12 protein-coding genes are annotated in these 16,523 nt (G+C 42.6%); 9 read left to right on the forward strand and 3 right to left on the reverse strand.

Translation table 11 applies throughout. The features are described 5' to 3' along the window. The first annotated feature begins 78 nt into the window (after positions 1 to 78). On the forward strand, positions 79 to 1,614 hold the full coding sequence (zwf, locus tag NSS67_RS16240) for a glucose-6-phosphate dehydrogenase (protein WP_339314264.1): 1,536 nt from the start codon (positions 79 to 81) through the stop codon (positions 1,612 to 1,614). 72 nt (positions 1,615 to 1,686) lie between these two features. Then, on the forward strand, positions 1,687 to 2,580 hold the full coding sequence (gene gnd, locus NSS67_RS16245) for a phosphogluconate dehydrogenase (NAD(+)-dependent, decarboxylating) (RefSeq protein ID WP_339314266.1): 894 nt from the start codon (positions 1,687 to 1,689) through the stop codon (positions 2,578 to 2,580). A 174-nt stretch (positions 2,581 to 2,754) separates the two neighbouring features. Here the strand turns inward: gnd and NSS67_RS16250 are convergent, their stop codons facing one another. Next, positions 2,755 to 3,534, reverse strand: a complete 780-nt coding sequence (locus NSS67_RS16250) for a response regulator (protein ID WP_339314268.1) — start codon at positions 3,532 to 3,534, stop codon at positions 2,755 to 2,757. 5 nt (positions 3,535 to 3,539) lie between these two features. Then, on the reverse strand, positions 3,540 to 5,327 hold the full coding sequence (locus NSS67_RS16255; RefSeq protein WP_339314270.1) for a histidine kinase: 1,788 nt from the start codon (positions 5,325 to 5,327) through the stop codon (positions 3,540 to 3,542). Positions 5,328 to 5,600: 273 nt separating this feature from the next. Between NSS67_RS16255 and NSS67_RS16260 the strand changes: the two genes are divergently transcribed. The 4 genes from NSS67_RS16260 (at position 5,601) to NSS67_RS16275 (ending at position 12,605) form a co-directional block, all read left to right on the forward strand. Continuing rightward, positions 5,601 to 6,932 carry an ABC transporter substrate-binding protein gene (locus NSS67_RS16260; RefSeq protein WP_339314272.1) on the forward strand — a complete coding sequence of 444 codons (1,332 nt, stop codon included), beginning with the start codon at positions 5,601 to 5,603 and terminating at the stop codon, positions 6,930 to 6,932. Between the two features lie 68 nt (positions 6,933 to 7,000). Continuing rightward, entirely contained in the window at positions 7,001 to 7,882 is an 882-nt protein-coding gene (locus NSS67_RS16265) for a sugar ABC transporter permease (RefSeq protein WP_339314274.1), read from the forward strand. A 6-nt stretch (positions 7,883 to 7,888) separates the two neighbouring features. Beyond that, on the forward strand, positions 7,889 to 8,707 hold the full coding sequence (locus NSS67_RS16270; RefSeq protein WP_339314276.1) for a carbohydrate ABC transporter permease: 819 nt from the start codon (positions 7,889 to 7,891) through the stop codon (positions 8,705 to 8,707). 232 nt (positions 8,708 to 8,939) lie between these two features. Then, a complete protein-coding gene (locus NSS67_RS16275) occupies positions 8,940 to 12,605 on the forward strand; it encodes a glycoside hydrolase family 2 TIM barrel-domain containing protein (protein WP_339314278.1) in 3,666 nt (1,221 codons plus the stop codon). Positions 12,606 to 12,781: 176 nt separating this feature from the next. On the opposite strand, the gene NSS67_RS16280 is transcribed toward NSS67_RS16275, so the two are convergent. Continuing rightward, the gene (locus tag NSS67_RS16280) at positions 12,782 to 13,537 is read right to left on the reverse strand and encodes a DeoR/GlpR family DNA-binding transcription regulator (RefSeq protein WP_339320616.1); all 756 of its coding nucleotides are present in this window, start codon (positions 13,535 to 13,537) and stop codon (positions 12,782 to 12,784) included. A 179-nt stretch (positions 13,538 to 13,716) separates the two neighbouring features. Between NSS67_RS16280 and NSS67_RS16285 the strand changes: the two genes are divergently transcribed. Genes NSS67_RS16285 through rhaB form a run of 3 tightly spaced genes read left to right on the forward strand, consistent with a single transcriptional unit; the run spans position 13,717 to position 16,514 of the window. Next, positions 13,717 to 13,848: a hypothetical protein gene (locus tag NSS67_RS16285; protein ID WP_339314280.1), complete on the forward strand. Its 132-nt coding sequence runs from the start codon at positions 13,717 to 13,719 to the stop codon at positions 13,846 to 13,848. A gap of 47 nt (positions 13,849 to 13,895) precedes the next feature. Then, a complete protein-coding gene (locus NSS67_RS16290; protein ID WP_339314282.1) occupies positions 13,896 to 15,047 on the forward strand; it encodes an iron-containing alcohol dehydrogenase in 1,152 nt (383 codons plus the stop codon). A gap of 27 nt (positions 15,048 to 15,074) precedes the next feature. Then, positions 15,075 to 16,514, forward strand: coding sequence for a rhamnulokinase (gene rhaB, locus NSS67_RS16295; protein ID WP_339314284.1), 1,440 nt, complete (start codon positions 15,075 to 15,077; stop codon positions 16,512 to 16,514). Positions 16,515 to 16,523: the final 9 nt, after the last annotated feature.

Genomic DNA, 16,523 nt, shown 5'->3' on the forward strand with positions numbered 1-16,523 from the left:
CGTATGATTGACTCTACTGAGTATGTTAGTAATTAAAAGTAAGTATATAAATAATATATAACAACAGGAGGAATGAAAGTGGAATCATCAACATTTGTGCTTTTTGGCGCTACAGGCGATTTGGCAAAACGTAAAATCTATCCTGCACTATATAACCTCTTTTTAGATGGTCAAATTTCAGGTCCTCTTTCCGTGATTGGATTAGGAAGAAGAGAAGTTTCGAACGAAGCCTTCCGTAAGCAAGTGCTACAATCCTTGCAGACTTTTTCTAGACAACCAGCGGTTGATTCTCCGCAATTGCAGGTGTTCTTGGAAGCTTTTGAATATAGTGTGTTGGACGTTGGGAATACAGAAGATTACTTGAAGCTGCTGGAGCATGTTAAATGCCGCGAGCAGTTGTTCAATATTCCGGAGAATCGGATGTTTTATTTATCGGTAGGTCCTGAGTTCTTCAAGGAAATCGCAGCTAATATTCACTCCAGCGGACTGGGTTCCACGAAGGGCTGGAAGCGTCTGATTATTGAGAAGCCTTTTGGCACAGATTTGAAATCAGCAAGAGAGCTGAATGATAGCTTGAATGCTGTATTTACTGAAGAAGAAATCTTCCGGATTGACCATTTCCTCGGTAAACCGATGGTGCAAAACTTGGAAGTCCTAAAGTATTCTAATCCTGTGCTAAGAGCATTGTGGAAAAATCGTTATATCGCGAATGTTCAAATTACGGCGAGTGAGACTGTCGGTGTCGAAGAACGGGCAGGCTATTACGATAAAGCTGGTGCACTTCGTGATATGTTCCAGAACCATATGCTGCAATTGATGATGATGATGGCAATGCAGCTTCCTAAAGGCAGTACACCTGAAGAGATTCGTGGTAAGAAAAGATATGTTATGGAGCGCCTCATTCCACTAAGCAAAGACGAGGTCAATAAACATGTTGTCCGCGGACAATATGCAGAGGGTGAGATTAAAGGAAATTCTGTTGCAGGTTACTTGGATGAGCCGGGAATTAAACAATCCTCGCTAAATGAGACGTTTATCGCAGCGCGTTTATTTATAGACGATCCGCTTTGGAATGATGTACCTTTCTATGTTCGTACCGGTAAGAGAATGAAGGAGAAATCCACACGTATTGTAATTGAGTTTAAAGAACCGTTTAATGATAGTAATAACTTGAATAAAGGAAACGATGTTCCGAATCTTTTGATTATCGAGATAGGTCCGAATGAAGCAATTACACTGCAGCTCAACACGAAAGATCAGCTGCAAAAAGGTAAGCTTGAGCCTGTCCGCGCTACTTATGAAGCTGGTGCTTCAGATGTTCCGGAAGCATACGAGAATCTAATCTTTGATGCGCTACGTGGAGATGCTACTTTCTTTGCTCATTGGAAAGAAGTTGAATTGTCTTGGCAGTGGGTTACACCTATCCAGGAAGCGATGGAAGAGGGTCTTATGCCACTTCACACGTATGCATCGGGTTCATATGGTCCAGATGCGGCGATGGAGCTATTGGGTGAAGATCGCTGGTGGTTCGATGAGGCAGATCAAGAGACAGAAGTTCTCGGTGCTCAGGCTGAAGTTGCAGCAACGCAGGAATCTATACGGCCAGGGGCGTAAGCCCCTGCCTGTTTTTTTTAGCAATTTTGGAGAAATTACATCACAAGAATCTATATATCGGAGGGGAATTACATGAAAGTAGGATTAGTTGGGTTAGGAAAAATGGGCTTTAATCTAGGTCGGAATTTGCTCGATCATGGACATGAGGTTGTTGCATTTGATCTGAACGCACCTGCTGTGGAGGAAATGAAAGCAAAGGGCGCTAATGGAGCGGTAACACTTACGGAACTTGTACAACAACTGGAGACGCCTAGAATTTTATGGATCATGGTTCCGCATCAGGTTGTGGACTCTGTCATTGCTGAGCTTACACCTTTGTTATCTAAAGGAGATATCGTCATTGAAGCGGGTAATTCGCATTATAAGGAATCTATTCGCCGATATGAGCAATTGAAGGAACACGGAATCAGCTTCATGGATGCAGGTACGTCTGGAGGAATGGAAGGAGCGCGTAACGGCGCTTGTTACATGGTTGGTGGAGACCCTGAAGCTTGGGAGGTTGTAGAGCCAATCTTCCGTGATACGGCTGTGGAAAGCGGCTTTTTATATGCCGGCAAAGCAGGTAGTGGCCATTTTCTGAAAATGGTGCATAACGGTATTGAATACGGTATGATGGCTGCCATCGGTGAAGGCTTTGAGGTGCTGGAAAAGAGTGAGTTTGATTTCAACTTTGAGGAAGTCGCTCGAGTGTGGAATCATGGCTCGGTCATTCGTTCTTGGTTGATGGAACTGGTTGAACGTGCGTTCTCGAAAGACGCTAAACTGGACGAGATCAAAGGGATTATGCATTCCTCCGGTGAAGGCAGATGGACGCTCGAAACCGCATTCGATCTGCAAGCTGCAACTCCAGTTATTGCGATGGCGTTATTGATGCGCTACCGTTCACTCGAGACCGACACATTCACTGGCAAAGTAGTGGCTGCGCTACGAAATGAGTTTGGTGGACATGCTGTGGAATCCAAATAGCATTAATCCTTGCAAGCTAAATGATACATTTGCCCGTTGCGCTTGAATACACATTTTGCAATTAACATTGAATACGATCAAAACAACAAAAACGCGATCGGTTGGTTTACCGTATCGCGTTTTTGTTGTTTTGATTGACAACGTGAAATCAATATTTCAGCAAAAAGTAATATGCTATCCGATGGACCGACGATACTCTGATGGTGTCTGACCTGTGATCAGCTTGAAGATTTCGTTGAAATGGCGAAACGTCTTATAACCCACCTGTCCAGCTACTTCATAACTTTTGTATTGTAGGTTCGTGAGTAATACCTTACTTCGTTCGATACGTACGATATGAATGAAATGACTTACATTATGTCCCGTTTCCTCTTTGAATAACGTACTGAAATACGAGGTGCTTAAATGAACATGGTCTGCAATATCACGGACGGAGAGGTCCTTGTCATAGTTCGTTGCAACATAAGAGAGTGCCGTTCTGATCCATGGATTATCCGTTTGAATCCCTAAGGTGAAGTTCCTCGCATTGTCGCCATTTTCACCATCCGTTTGAAGCGTATGGATTGCCTCTGTTGGGATAGCTACTGTTTTGGCAGCCCGATGTAAGGTCTCAAGAATGATCGCAGGAGCACATGGTTTGAGAATATAGTCGACGACACCTGCTTTAATTGCAGCATGAGCATAGTTGAATTCTGCATGTCCAGTGAGTAGAATGACCTTAATTTGTGACCATTTACGCGAGATGATTTTGCATAACTCAATGCCATCCATCTCCGGCATACGGATATCGGACAGAACAATATCCGTCCTATTGCCCTCAAGCCATGTTAATGCTTCTCGACCGTCTGAGAAATCGGCGACCACTTGAAAGGCTGGGGCACGGTTAATAATGCGACGCAAACCTTCGCGGATATTAATCTCGTCATCAATGAGGACGATTTTCACTGTATTCATCAAATTTAATGGTCCTTTCCATATTGGATGGGAAATGTCATCGTGATTTGCGTGCCAATTCCAAGCTCACTTTGTATTTGTACTCCAAATAGCTCACCGTAGTGCAGACGAAGACGATCATGTACATTAAGTAATCCAAGGCCTTTGTCACCATTTTGTTCAGCTGGCGAACGTTTCTTTTTTAGAAGAAGCTTCAATTTCTCTTCTGTAATTCCAGCACCATCATCAGAGATCACGAGTGTCACCACTTCCTGATCACGTGTAGCCACAATGGTTAGCTCTTTAGCTAACTTCTTCGGCTCAATCCCGTAAGTTATAGCATTCTCGATAATAGGTTGAATCAAAAGACGTGGGATGCTGCAGGCAAGAATGTCATCAGGTACTTGAATATAAGTTTCAAATCGTCCTGGATAACGATATTGAATGATGGATATGTATCTTTTGATATGCAATAGTTCATCTTCTAACGTAGTCATGGGGTTATTGGGATTCAGGGCATAACGTAGCATTTGTGAGAGATCTAGAATGACCTGTGATGTCTTGGAGCCACCCTCGGATTCTAACCCCCAGAAGATATTATCCAAAGTGTTATATAAAAAATGTGGGTTTACTTGAGCTTGCAGCGCTTTTAGTGTTGCTTTACGTTCTAAGTCCTGTTTCTCGTAGACCTCTTGTACTAAATACCGGAAGTTCTCGACCATATATGTGAAATGCAGTGCTAATTGCTCGCTCTCCAGATTGAAGAAACGTTTCTGTGCGACTTTTACTTTGAAATTACCAAAGGCGACCGTTTTCATTTTACTAATAATATCGCGAATCGGGCGGGTTAAGAACGATGCGAATAGTGTCGAACTAATAATAGTTAATAGAATAAGCCCAAGTCCCACCCAAAGACTGGTGTAATAGATTTGATTTAATCCTTGCGTAATTTCTTTCTTCGGTGTGATGGCTACAAGGAGCCAGTGCGTTCTGTCATCTTCATAGGAAGTGAGCAAGTAATTCTCACTTATTAAACTGTGGTTTTTGCGGAGTTCCTCATATGCGGTAGGACGCTCTATAAATAATTGTTTTATAAGGTTGCTTTTGTCATCGCTTAAATGGTTGAGAATCGGTTCTCCCTTTTCATTGATTATCATCATCGAAGTAAGTGGAGAATTATTATCTCCCTGAAATATATCATTAAATTTATTTAAATTAATCGTGTAGGAGAGATAGCCAATAATTTCGCTAGGATTCTGTATATTGACGACTTCTCTCGTCCCTGTCAACGTGTACGGTGTGCTGATCTGACACAAGGGTTCCTCTGTAATGGACCAATAGGATGCACCTTCAAGAGTCTTTGCAGCATGTTGCATCGTATCAGACATAATTTCCTGAAAGCATATCCCGGAGGATATAGTTGAGTCTAGTTGAAGAGTATGTAACTCCATATAAGAGACAACATTCGTATCCACAAATGCAATGTTAAGTGAATCGCGGATCGAGCTGAAGGACTGAGGATTTAGACTACCATTTTTTTTCGCTTCTATTAATGATTTTTGTAGTGTTTTATTCGAGATGGCATTATTCGTCGTATCATGAGCAAGTTGGAGAAAGCTCCTAAGGTTCCGGTTGGCCTGTTCCAGTGCCAGATTAATATAACGGTAAGTGTTATGTTCAATCGTTCGTGAAGATTGCTCGATAGTGGCGTAGGTCATGATGATCAATGATACGAGTACTAATGCAATACCGGCTAAGGAAAGCTGATGCCTCAAATGCATCCAAGGTAACCCTGATTTAAAGTGTCTATTCATCTCGTAATCTCCGCCTCACATCTAATATGTAAGCAGTTACATTGTAACACTTCTAGTATGTAGGTGTGATAAAAATCTCAGTATTATGCGAATGGATATGATCCGAAAAGATGAAAGAACGTAAATGTAGGGATCTTTTCAAATAATTACGTAGCTTGTTGGTCTTTGGCATCCATATTACGATATGTATAGGCTTACATTTGGCTCAGATTCACGAATATACAATCCAAGCCAGTGGATGAAGTCAACGATATGAGGGGGAGTGACAGTTGTATGATATCTAGAAAATGGGCAAACGGAAGTCTTGCAGTCATTCTAGGTTCGATGCTTGTTGTGAGTGGATGTGGTGGCAACTCGAATACCAAATCGACAGAAGGAAATACATCAGGTAACGCATCGACAACAACAAATGCACCGAAAGAAAAAGCGGAAAGTAATCCGGTAGTTGTCGAAGCATGGTACCACCAATATGGTGAGAAAGAAGCGGTCGATTTCCTTAACACTTGGACCGATGAATTTAATAAAAGCCAAGATAAAATTAAATTGAAGACGACCATCGTTGCTGGTGGTACGCAAGATTATTATTCCAAGCTTAGTACAGCATTCGCGAGTGGAGCAGGACCGGATCTTTTCGAAATGGATGCTTCAGATTTCTCCAAGTACATTACATCAGGGATTGCAGCGCCACTTGATGATCTGATCTCTGGTAATATCCGTGCTGATTTCAGTGAGAACTCCTTGCAAGGAAATTCGCGGGATGGAAAATTGTATGCGGTTCCATTTATTATCGATGCGATTGGATTGTATTACGATAAAGATGTGCTGTCTGCTGCAGGTGTTGAACCACCCAAAACATGGGATGAGTTTCGTGCAGCTGCGAAGCAATTAACGACAGTTGATCGTAATGGCTTGGTTGTCAGTCCAATTCGCGGCGGATATCAGAACTATGAATTCTGGCCATTCTTATGGGCTGCAGGGGGTAACGTGCTCGATGATAGCGGTACGAAGTCGACATTCGATAGTGACGCAACGCGCAAAGCACTTCAGTTGTATCGTGACCTATCACAGGATGGTTCGATTGCAAAAACCTTGCAAACCGACAGCTGGGATATCAACTACTTGTTGAGCGGTAAAACAGCCATGCAGCTGAGCGGGATCTGGGCTACGCCAACCATCGAGAAATCAGGTAAAAATATCGGCTTGCTTCCATATCCAGCTGTTGATGCATCCGGTAAACAGACAGCTACACTAGGTGGCTGGAGCGCAATTGTGAATTCTAAAGGCCATGTAGCGGAAGCGAAAGAAGTCATTAAATGGTTCTGGTTAGACGGTACAGATCGTATGGGTCAAATAAATACGATTGGTGGCTTCCACTTAGCTCCACGTAAATCTGTATTGGAAGCGAAGAAGGATATCTACAGCAAACCGCTTTATAAGGATTGGGTAGATACGGTTGTGCCGTTAGGTCGCAAAGACTTGTCATTGCCACCTGAAGTGGTAACTGCAACGAATGATGCTGTACAACAGGCGCTGTTTACAACGGATGATATCGATAAGATTGTAAAAGATGCAGAGAAGAGATTGCAAGAAGCTTTGAATAAATAATGAGTACATGTGCGAGCGGGGGGCGATATCACACCGAACCTTGCTCGTAACTAGAATAGAGGGATCACATGAAAAAAATGGGTAAGGAGCAATGGACGGCTTATTTTTTTCTCTCTCCTGCCATACTTCTACTAGCTGCATTCGTATTTTTTCCATCAATATATGCGTTTTTTGTCAGCTTACATGATTGGAATATGTTAGGTGGGCGGAAATTCATAGGTATTGATAACTATATTCATATTCTGAAAGATGATTATTTCTGGAGCTCTCTTCGCCGCTCTATCTTCTATGCAGGAATCGCTGTCCCTTTAGTGTTTTGTGTATCCTTAGGTCTCGCATTAATAGTGCGACATCTTGGTAGATGGAGCAATCTCTACCGGACGCTATTCTTTTTCCCGAATTTGATCTCAACGGTAATCTGTGTACTTATTTTTCGGTTTATTCTTGATTCAGCTCCTTCGGGATTAATGAACTATATCATTTCGTTCTTTGGCTTTGACTCGGTATCATGGCTTGGAACAACGGGCGGTTCATGGTTTGGATTGATCAACGTGTTCTTCTGGACTTCAATAGGTTTCTATATGCTCATTATGCTATCAGGTTTACTCGATATTCCTGGGGATTATTATGAGGCAGCTGAGATCGACGGTGCGAATCGGTGGGTGGCCTTCTGGCGTATTACGGTACCGCAAATGAAGAACACGATGGTATTTGTGTTTATTGTAAATGTGATCAATGCCTTCCAATTTTTTGACTTATTCCTCATTATGACCAAAGGTGGCCCTGCCCGAGCGACTGAAATCACTGTGTTGTATATATATAATCTTGGTTTTGGCGAGCTTCGACTTGGGTATTCATCGGCAATATCGTTCCTATTATTCCTGCTAGTCTTCGTGCTGACGATTGTTCAGGTCAAAGTATTCCGAGTCAATCAATCTGTGAATCAATAGGTGATAATGATGAAAAAAAGACATCCCTTCATGCATATAACTGCTCTTGTGTATACGATTGTTTCGCTCATTCCCTTGTTATGGATGGTATCCGGTTCATTAAAGTCATTAGATGATTTCAATCAGTATCCACCAAGATTTATTCCTGAGACATTCCACTTCGAGAACTTTACGGCCTTGTTTAAAACATTCCACTTTGAAATTTATTTGCGCAATACGACGTTTGTTACGATCATGATTGTTGTGTTATCGCTACTCGTCAATTCTATGGCAGCCTATGCGCTCTCAAGATTGAAGTTTCCAGGCCGCAATGTGGTATTCCTGTTCGTTCTCGGCTCGATGATGATTCCATTCGCTACCTTCATGATTCCATTGTTTATGATTATTCGTCAGCTTGGACTAATCAACAATCTGTGGGGGATTATTGTTATCGCTATTGCGCATCCGTTCTCTATCTTCTTACTCCGACAATTCTATATGAATTTCCCGAAAGAGTTAGAAGAAGCGGGGCGTATTGATGGACTCGGGTATACTAGCATTTTTTTTAGACTTATTATCCCGACCTCGAAACCGATCTTTACAACGGTAGGGATTCTCGTATTCATCTGGAACTGGAACAATTATGTCTGGCCATTGATTGTCACTAACGATAAAGAGCTGTGGGTGCTGCAACTTGGGATTGTTAGCTTTATGAGCGAACATTCTGCGGAATTCCAAATGGTAATGGCAGGTTCTGTTATCGCCATCCTACCAGTTGTCATCTTGTTCTTCGCTCTGCAACGGTACATTATTGAGGGGATTTTATCTTCTGGTATAAAAGGTTAGAGCGAAAGGGGGTTTCCCCTTTTTTTCTTTAAATGGATCACTTCAACTGTTTGATCTCCTCGAAATATTACTCACCTATGTAGTCATATTAAATTCTTTGTTTATAGCAGGCATCTATGAACCTCATCATTCTTATGGGAGGTGATAACTTGTATTTTGATTTTATTTGATGCGAACCGCGAGATTTGAGGTTGAAGTTAAGTTTTTTCACTAAATATAAGGGAGGATGTTAATGAAGACGAAGAAAATAATGAGTATTGGTTTAGTTGCTACGTTACTGTTTACATATCTTATGCAGCTCTCAACTCCATCGGCTGAAGCAAATGCTGGCTGGTCAAGACCAGAGATTGTCCCGATACCGACCTCGGTAACTAATGTAGCTAATCCTGTAATCAGCTTAAATGGGACATGGAAATTTAATATGACGACACCAGCAGATTTCTGGCAGGACTCCGTTGATCCTTCCTCATGGAGTGATATTCAAGTACCTGGTGAGGCTTTTATGCAAAATTTTAATATCGCGCAGGATGTGGAATACCCGTACAAGAAGCAGGTGGATATACCAGCAGATTTTAGTGGGAAAAAAGTCATCCTGAAATTCGAAGGCGTTTATAGCTATGCGCGGGTCTGGGTAAATGGGAATTATGTTCGAGATCATACAGGGGGATTTACAGCTTGGGACGCTGATATTACGCCTTATGTTACGCCGGGACAGCCAGCATGGATCACGGTTGGTGTGACGAGTAAATCCGATGATATTTCCAATGAAAATCAATATGCGAAGCATAACATTGGTGGCATTCTAAGGAACGTCAAGCTGATCGCTTTACCTGAAAGCTATGTTACTAGAGTTCATGCAACGACAGATTTTGATGCAACATATACTAATGCTACATTAAATGTGACTGGTGCGGTGTACTTGGCCGATGCGACAGACGCAACACTTCAACTTTATTTGAAGGATCCGCAAGGAAACGATGTTGCGATGAGTCCTAATACTATTCAACTGTCCACTTCTACATTAGAGGGCGAAGTGAGCATTCCTATCGCTGCACCACAGAAATGGGATGCAGAACACCCGAATCTCTACACGTTAACAGCTAATTTAAATGTCGGAGGTTCTACAGTACAGACGATTTCGAAGAACATTGGGTTCAGAAAAGTAGTGAAGAGTGGAAATAAGGTGTTCGTGAACGGGAATGAAATTAAGCTTAGAGGCGTTAATGTCCATGATGTTGAACCTCTTCTTGGGCGTGCAACGACAGATGAGCTGGATGATACCACTGTGGCAAAATTTGCGGAGGGTAACATTAATTTTATCCGAACCTCGCATTACCCACGATCTGATGCCTTCCTGGATGCCACTGATAAATACGGTATTTATGTCGAGGAAGAAACAGCTGTTGTATGGCAAGGCGGGGAGTGGAATGTCAATCCCAATTCTGTTGCTGACGCTAACTATACGGCTAATTACATGAATCAGTTTGCCGAGATGATCGAGAAGGATTTATCCCATCCCTCCATTATAATGTGGTCATTAGGGAATGAAACTGCTTGGGGAATTAATTTTCAGAAAGAGCTTGATTATGTAAAAGAGGAAGATCCTACGCGCCTTACAATCGTAAGTTGGGCCAATACTGCATCAGATATAAATAGTATCCATTATCCTGCATATAACGCCAATATGGCGCCATCCTCCACGCAGCCTACACTTGCAGATGAAGTTACCCATGTAAATGCCTATAATATAGATTCACAGAAACGAGATCCTAACATCAGAAACTTCTGGGGAGAGAGTATCAAGAGGTTCTGGGAGAACATGTTCAACACGAACGGATCCCTTGGGGGTGCGATATGGGCGTCACCGGATGAAGTCTTCCAATCACCTGTAAACAATTGGGTTGGAGGGTATGGAGACTGGGGACTAATTGATGGCTGGCGTAGAGATAAGCCAGAGTTTTGGTTAACGAAAAAGGCATATTCGCCAGTTCGGATCAACGATGTACCTGTCGCAAATCCAGGCAGTGGAAATCCGCTGAATATTCCTATCAAAAACTGGTTCGATCATACCAACTTCACTGAAGTGACATTTACATGGTATGTAGGAACGGATTCAGGTGCGATAACGAACTTGAATATCGCTCCGCACAGTAATGGTACACTTGTTATTCCAGCACGAAATTGGCAGTATGGGGACATTGTGAATATTCAAGCTCACGTAGGCTCCAAATATATTGATGAGTTTAATTTGCCAGTGGGTATTCCGATAAAGTCATTCCCTTCAGTTCAAGGTCCAGCTCCTACGGTGGCTGAAGCAGCATCGACGATTACGATCACAGGCACGAACTTCAGTATTGTATTTGACAAGACAACGGGCCAAATAACAAGCGGAACATATAACGATAGTACGATTATCGTTGGTGGTCCAAGAATTAATTTAGCTCCTGTATCACTACCGGCTTGGACGTTGTCGAGTATTAGTCAGTCAGTGCAAGGGAATCAGGCAGTGATTAATATTGCTGGCTCGTATGGCACGATGGGTGCAACCTTTACGGTAAATATTGATGGTGCAGGACTTGTAACGACCGGTTATACGATCACGAACCCGATCCCCGGTGCGAAAGAGACGGGTGTCATCTATGATGTTTCGGGCGCTATCGACAAATTGAGCTGGGATCGAAAAGGCTTATGGTCCGTCTATCCATCTGATGATATTGGAAGAAATACAGGAGTTGCGAATAAGACGAATGGCAATCAAGATACCTATCGTGTGAAGCCAACATGGTCATGGTCTCAAGATGAGAAGAATTTCTTCTTGTATGGGAGTAATGACTTTGGCGGTCGCGGCACAAATGATTTCAGGAGCCAGAAGGAATATATCCATTTTGCTTCAGCTATCATGTCCGGTTCGGATAATCGTTTGCGAGCGGAATCAGATGGTACAGCCGCAGTTAGAATGGAAATCAATAAGCATTGGATCGATGAACGCGATTCCGCCATTACCTACAGCGGATCATGGACCAATTATAATGATCCAGGGGATTATAGTGGTACTGAGAAATACAGCAATGTAGTAGGCGCCTATGCACAATATACTTTTACAGGAACAGGGGTCAGCTTTATCGGACCGAAGAATAATAACTTGGGAACGATTGATGTGTATATCGACGGAACGCTGAATCAATCCAATATCGATCTTTATGCCGCTAGTAAAAGCCATCAACAAGTACTATATAACATCTCAGGACTGTCGAATGGTTCACACACGATTAAAGTCGTTGTGAAGAGTGGATATGTAGTCGTAGATGCGTTTGCACCAGTAGGTGGAGCAAGCAATAGTATTGCGATGATGATGAATAATCAATGGGGCTATAATGATCTGGATTGGGGTAACTACACAACCTCCATTACTATACCATCGGGATACAGCAATACGGTGAAAATGAGATTGACAGACAATGATAATTACAGCATTTCTTATAACCCAATAGCTCCAACTGTAACACCAATCAACGACAATACAACGGGTATAAGTAACAATCAGTTTAACTATGTAGACAGTTGGGGGTATTACGCCAGTCAATCCGGAGCATTCCAGGCTGATAATCACTATTCCAATACGACGAACAACTATTTCGAAGTTAAATTTTCGGGTACCAAGATTCAATGGTATGGTGCTAAAGCACCGAATGTTGGCATCGCAGCAGTTTCAATCGATGGTGGTACGGAGACGCTGATTGATACCTATGCTGCTAGTCGAGCTGACAATGTACTATTGTACACGAGCCCAACCTTAGCCAATGGGACGCATACGTTAAAGGTGCGGGTAACCGGTACGAAGAATGCGAGCTCATCAGCAACATTCGTTACAGTCGATAGAGTGGATATTACCAGCTAAGATAAAATCACTGATTGAACGCCCAAATACCTTGAAACAACGAGAATGAGAGTCTCGGATCTCTCAGGGTTTTTGCCTGTTGTAGATAAGTGATACAGACGACTTGAACAAATGCCGTCACCCATAGCTCGCTGGGGAACGGCATTTTTTATTATTCATTGTGTTCTTACCCTCTGTTAATAGATAACTTCAATATTCTCTTTGTTCAGACGTTTCAGCCAAGCTTCAGAAGGCTGACGGTCTGTGATCAAAAAGTCGATATGGCCAAGCTCTATCAGCTTCGTAAATGCTGTCTTATCGAATTTAGTGTGATCCGCTAGAAGCACGACCTTATTCGCTTGACGCAGCATGTATTTCTTAAGCTCACACTCCGGTTCGTTGGAATCTGTAATGCCCCGCTCCATATCAATCCCTTTACAACTGATTACAGCAGTGTCCACATTGTATCTTTGTATGGTGTCATGAGCTACAGGCCCAACGAGTGACATGGAGCGGTAACGTAGCGAACCACCTGTTGAGATGATATCCATCCCCGAATTCGAGAACTCATGCAAAATATTAATGGAGTTCGTAATAATCGTCAGATTGTTTTTGTTGCCAAGCAGTTTTAAAAATTCAAAAGCAGTAGAGCTTGGATCTACCATTAATGTATCTCCGTCACTGATTAAATCGAGCGCCTTCAGGGCGATCCCCCGTTTAATATCTGTATTCAGTGCATTACGTGTAACAAAGGGTAAATCCTCATTCGTGTGACGATTCAGCATAGCACCACCATAGGTGCGACTTAGAATGCCGTCCTTCTCCAGTTTCTCCAAATCTCTACGTATTGTTTCTTCGGTAACTTCAAACATTTTACTTAGGTCAGAGACCAGTACTCGTTTATCCTGATGTACAAGATCTATTATTTTTTTGCGTCTTTCGGCTGCAAGCATAGGAATCACCTTTCCGAAGCTATATTTTACAATCATAGCGCTAAATATCTGTGTTTTGCAATAAAAACAACGTGAAAACATCTGTATTTCCCAATAATATTCACAAAACAGATATAAAACAAACAAAAACAACATAAATAATATTTAAATTGTTGACAACAAAGATTTGAAGGCATACGATGAAGGAGGAAAGAAAACCCTTAGCGATTAGTCATTTTAGGGAGATGCCAGAGCCGGCCCAGCTGCTATTCAGAGGCCAGCCTGAGGCGCTGCAGACGGAATACAACGCTTTAGCTTTCAGAGAAAAGTAATTGATTATGGTTTTAATTAATGAACTTATTAGGAGGCTGGTCAAGAAATGAGCACACATGTGTATTACGTACCGTCGACCAATATTATGGGCAAAGGATGCTTGAAAGAAATTGGTCCATATATTCAAGAACTGAATTTAAAGAAAGCTCTTGTAGTCACAGACAAATTCCTTATGAAAAGTGGGATTGCTGGTAAATTGCTGGCGGTATTGGACGAAGCGGGCATTGAATATGCGATCTATGATGAAGTGAAACCCAATCCGACCTGTAAAAATGTTCATGATGGCGTGGATTACCTCAAAGCACAGAATTGCGACTATCTGATTTCCATCGGGGGCGGTTCTCCACAGGATACAGCTAAAGCCATTGGTATCATCGCTACGAACGGCGGACATATCAAAGAGTATGAAGGTGTACACAAATCGCAGCATAAAGCGCTGCCGATCGTCGCTGTGAATACCACCGCTGGTACTTCAGCTGAAGTAACTATTAACTATGTAATCACAGACGAAGAACGCAAAGTGAAGATGGTAATGGTGGACAAGAACAGCATTGCTACGATCTCAGTTAATGATCCAGAGCTAATGATAGATAAACCTGCTGCGCTTACGGCAGCGACAGGAATGGATGCGCTGACTCATGCAATTGAAGCACTGGTGACTCCGGGAGCTTATCCGGTAACCGATGCTACCGCGCTAGCCGCAGTGGAGATTATTTTTGCTAACTTGGCTCGTACCGTAAAGAATGGTCATGATATTGAGGCTCGTGAGCAAATGGTGTATGCGATATTCCTAGGTGGATTGGCCTTTAATAATGCTGGGCTTGGATACGTGCATGCGATGGCGCATCAGCTTGGTGGTGTATATGATCTGCCGCACGGCGTATGTAATGCAATGTTGCTACCTTATGTGGAAGAAGAGAATGCTAAATATGTGCCTGAGAAATTCAGAGCTATTGCCAAAGCTATTGGACTGAATGTAGATAACCAAACGGATAAGCAATGCGCAGACTTCGTAATCGAGTCAATCAAGGCGTTGTCTAAAGAAGTAGGAATTCCAGCTAAATTATCCGAGCTAGGAGTAGATGAGGTCGATCTTGATCTCTTAGCAGAGAATTCAATGAAGGACGCTTGCGCACCAGGTAATCCGTTTATTCCAACTAAAGAAGAAGTCATTACATTATTCAAAAAAATACTATAAATCATCCCTCACCTTAGGAGATTCTCTATGAATAATCACATCGCCGTTGACATCGGTGCCTCAAGTGGGCGGCTGGTGCGCGGAACACTGCAAGAAGGCATTCTTTCCTTAGAGGAGCTTCATCGGTTTAACAATAGTTTTTCAGAACAAGAGGGTTCCTGTTTCTGGGACATCGATTATTTATTCGAACAGATTATTATTGGGCTTCAAAAAGCCAAGGCTCTAGGAATTCCAGCATGTACATTAGGTATAGATACATGGGCTGTAGATTATGTACTCTTGGATGCTGAAGGGCATCGTATCCAGGAAGTTTACGCTTATCGTGATCGTAGAACCGATCTATTGATGGAAGAGGTAGCTAAGCAATTTTCACCACAATCGATTTATGAAAAGACAGGCATTCAGCAGTTATCCTTCAATACTTTGTATCAATTATATGCTCATAGTGACGAGGAATTAGCCAAAGCGGATCAAATCCTACTCGTACCCGATTATCTGTATTATAGATTGACTGGCCACACAATCAATGAGGTTACTAACGCATCTACAACACAACTGTTGAATCTTGACACTCAGGAATTCGATGCTGACTTGTTATCTTTTTTGAATATTAAGAGAGAACAGTTTGCTACATTGACTGAACCGGGAACCGTCCTTGGTACCCTCGATAAATCACTATTACAGCAATATGATCTTCCCGAATGCCAACTGATCTGTGTAGCAACACATGATACGGCTTCTGCAGTGCTGGGCGCTCCTCTCAAAGAAGGTTCAGCTTATATCAGTAGTGGTACTTGGTCTTTACTCGGTGTCGAAAGAACAGAGCCTCTAAATACAATGAAAGCTATGCAGGCTAACTACACCAATGAGTGGGGCGCATACGGCACCTATAGATTTCTTAAAAATGTAATGGGTCTTTGGCTCATCCAAGAGGTTCGCAGATTACTGAACGATCGTTATAGCTTTGCGGAGCTAGCTGAGCTTGCACAGGTTGAAGAAGGATTCCGCAGCCTGATCCCTTGCAATGCTCCAAGATTCCTCAATCCGACAAATATGATCGATGAAATTCGCAATGCCTGTGCAGAGAGTGGGCAGCCCATTCCTGAGACACCTGGACAGCTCGCACGCTGTATTTTTGACAGCTTGGCGTTATCATATCTTACTTACTTGCAAGAGCTGGAGGAGCTGACAGAAAGTCAGATCGAGGGACTGCAAATTGTCGGCGGAGGCGCGAACAATCGCCTTTTATGCCAACTAACAGCTAACGCGATTGGCAGAGAAGTGAAGGCTGGCCCAACGGAAGCGACTGCTCTTGGAAATATAGTGGTGCAGATGATTAGCACAGGTTCCATTGCAGACATAATTGAGGCAAGAGCCATTATCGAACAATCTTTTGAGATTACATCCTATTTTCCGCAGACGATCACGCATTTTGACAACATTCTAAGTCGCTGGAAAGATCTTTAAGTGTCCAAG

Origin of the sequence: Paenibacillus sp. FSL R10-2734, from assembly GCF_037963865.1 — a bacterium.
In the GTDB taxonomy this organism is placed as follows: Bacteria; Bacillota; Bacilli; order Paenibacillales; family Paenibacillaceae; genus Paenibacillus_AQ.